This window comes from Sulfurimonas sp. (assembly GCF_027056685.1).
Classification (GTDB): Bacteria; Campylobacterota; Campylobacteria; order Campylobacterales; family Sulfurimonadaceae; genus Sulfurimonas.
Window position 1 is genome coordinate 1 of record NZ_JALUKE010000168.1, and the last position, 2,633, is coordinate 2,633.

Annotated in this window: 2 protein-coding genes and 1 pseudogene; all 3 read left to right on the forward strand. The window is 31.3% G+C overall.

The window, feature by feature from the left end; genetic code table 11:
- Positions 1 to 442: pseudogene (locus MVY38_RS07370) on the forward strand (DNA ligase); the annotation flags it as partial.
- A complete protein-coding gene (locus MVY38_RS07375; RefSeq protein ID WP_297484818.1) occupies positions 432 to 1,697 on the forward strand; it encodes an oligosaccharide flippase family protein in 1,266 nt (421 codons plus the stop codon). The pseudogene MVY38_RS07370 and the gene MVY38_RS07375, both read left to right, overlap by 11 nt.
- On the forward strand, positions 1,694 to 2,593 hold the full coding sequence (locus tag MVY38_RS07380) for a glycosyltransferase (protein WP_297484820.1): 900 nt from the start codon (positions 1,694 to 1,696) through the stop codon (positions 2,591 to 2,593). Before MVY38_RS07375 ends, MVY38_RS07380 begins: the two co-directional genes overlap by 4 nt.
- Positions 2,594 to 2,633: the final 40 nt, after the last annotated feature.

Sequence of the window (2,633 nt, forward strand, 5' to 3'; positions counted from 1 at the left end):
TGAGCGTCTTGCAAAAGTGAAGCCTTATGAGGGCAAAAATATACGCATAATTCCCCAAAAATATGTCAAAAGTAAAGAAGATTTGCAAAAGTTTTTAAAAAGTGTTGAAAAATTAGGTGGGGAAGGTGTTGTGGTGCGTGATCCAAACGCAGCGTATATAAACAAAAGAACCTCAAAAGCACTGAAGGTAAAAAGTTTTTACGATACAGAGTGCGAAGTGGTGAAAATTCTTAAAGGCAAAGGTAAATATAGTGATAAAATGGGCTCTGTAGAGTGCAAACTTCCAAACGAAACCCTCTTTAAAATAGGCTCAGGATTTAGTGATGCACAGAGGAGTAATCCTCCAAAAATAGGGGATATAATTACTTTTAAATATAAAGAGATGACAAAGTATGGAAAACCTAGATTTCCAATTTTTTTGAGAGTTAGAAATGCTCAATAAATTAAAACCAAAGTCAGAATTTAGCAAAAATGTCTTAACTCTAATGACTGGAACGACTATAGCGCAAGCAATTCCTATTGCAATAAGTCCAATATTGACGAGGATTTATACTCCTGAATATTTTGGAGTTTTCGCTCTGTATTTAGCTATTGTCGGATTTATTTCAATTGTGATTACGGCAAGATATGAGATGGCAATAGTTTTGCCTAGAAGTGATGAAGAGGCTATCAATATATTGGCACTTGCACTTTTAATCACAGTTTCTTTGGTAGTATTGACAACACTTATTATGCTCCTGTTTAAAGATGAAATTTTACAACTTTTTAATGCTCAATCTGTAGGAAATTTGATTTTTCTTGTTCCTATTTCTCTCCTTTTTGCAGGTCTTATACAAACTTTTAACTATTGGTCAAACCGAAAGGAGTACTTTAAAGCTATGTCAAGTTCTCAAATTGCTCAAAGCTTTGCTATTGGGTCAATGCAGCCTCTTTTGGGATATTTTTCTATAAATGGAGGGCTGATTCTTGGAAATATTTTAGGTCGTGCAGTTGCTGCGTTTGTACTGGTAGATAAGTTTGTAAAAAATGATAAAGAGTGTTTAAAAGAGATAAATAAAAAAAGTATGATAACACAGATGAAAAAATATAAAGACTTTCCTTTAGTAAACTCCTTGCATGCCTTTAGTGATATTTTACGCTCAAGCGGTTCTGTAATGCTAATTTCAACTTTTTTTGGAACTACTGTATTAGGATTTTATGCACTCTCTTTGCGAGCTCTACAAGTGCCTGTTGGAATTATAGGCTCAGCATTAGGACAGGTTTTGTATAAAAAATTTACAACTTTGCACAACAATGGTGAGGACCTTTACTCTTATGCTAAAAGTGTTGTTGTGAAACTTTTTTTGATTGCAGTTCCCTTTTTTGTATTGCTTTTTTTCATAGCACCGGAGTTATTTGCGTTTGTATTTGGTGAGAAGTGGAGAGTGGCAGGAGAATATAGTCAGTTACTTATTCCCTATCTGTTTATGAATTTTTTAATATCACCAATTAGTCATATTCCCATTATATTGGAAAAGCAAAAGAAGTTTTTTTATTTGAATCTTATTGTTAATATCGGAATGTTGCTGATACTGTTCGTTGGAAATATATTTCACTATGATTTTACAACTCTTCTTTGTAGCATCTCTCTTTTTATGTGTTCCTTTTATATTTATACTTTATGGTGGTTTAAAAGAATTCTACAGGCTTCATTATGAATGTAGCAATAATTGGTAATAATCATTTTGGACCGATTTTGACAAAGCAATTAGCTCAATATGATACAAAAAATAGTTATATCTTCTATGACACAAATGCAAAAGTGTTTGATAAAATAAAATTTATTTTTAATATCTTGAAAATTGATGTTGTCTATAGTTTGAGTGCTACAGTCAGTGGTGGTGGAGCATTGAATTTAGCATTAAAACTCAATAAGAAAATTGTGCAACATTTTATTGGTAGTGATGTTTTGGGTGCGGTTGAAGATTACAAAAGAGGAAATATAAATCAGCAACTGTTAAAAAGGAGTATATTTCTTTGTGAAGTTGACTGGATAGCAGAAGAGTTAAAAGAGATTAGTATTCATGCAAAAATACAAACTTATTGTATAATTGAAAATAGTGATACATTTGAACTTCCAAAGAGTTTTTCGATTTTAACTTACTTGGGCAAGGGCAAAGAAGAGTTTTATGGCTTAGACACTTTAATAGAGGTCGCAAATAAATTAAAAGATATAGAGTTTAAAGTAGCTGGAATTGATGCATATAATGTAGCATTACCAAAAAATATAACACTGCTTGGTTGGGTCGATATGTATAAAGAGTTACAAAAAAGTGTTTGCTATATTAGAAATGCTTCTCATGATGGAATTGCTTTTTCTGTTATTGAAGCACTCTCTTTGGGTAGATATGTTTTTAGAAATTATAAATTTCCATATACTATTTATTTTGAAAGTGCTACTGAATTGGCAGAGAAAATTTCGCAGAAGAAGAGACTTTTTGATGATTTAAGATTACAAATAAATACAGAAGCCATAAATTTTGTAAAAAGTGAGTTTAGTAAAGAGAAAGTGTTAGCTAATCTTGTAAAAATTTTAACAGATGTAAAGCGGTAGAAAAATGAAAAAAAATGTTTTAATAATTTCTATATACTAT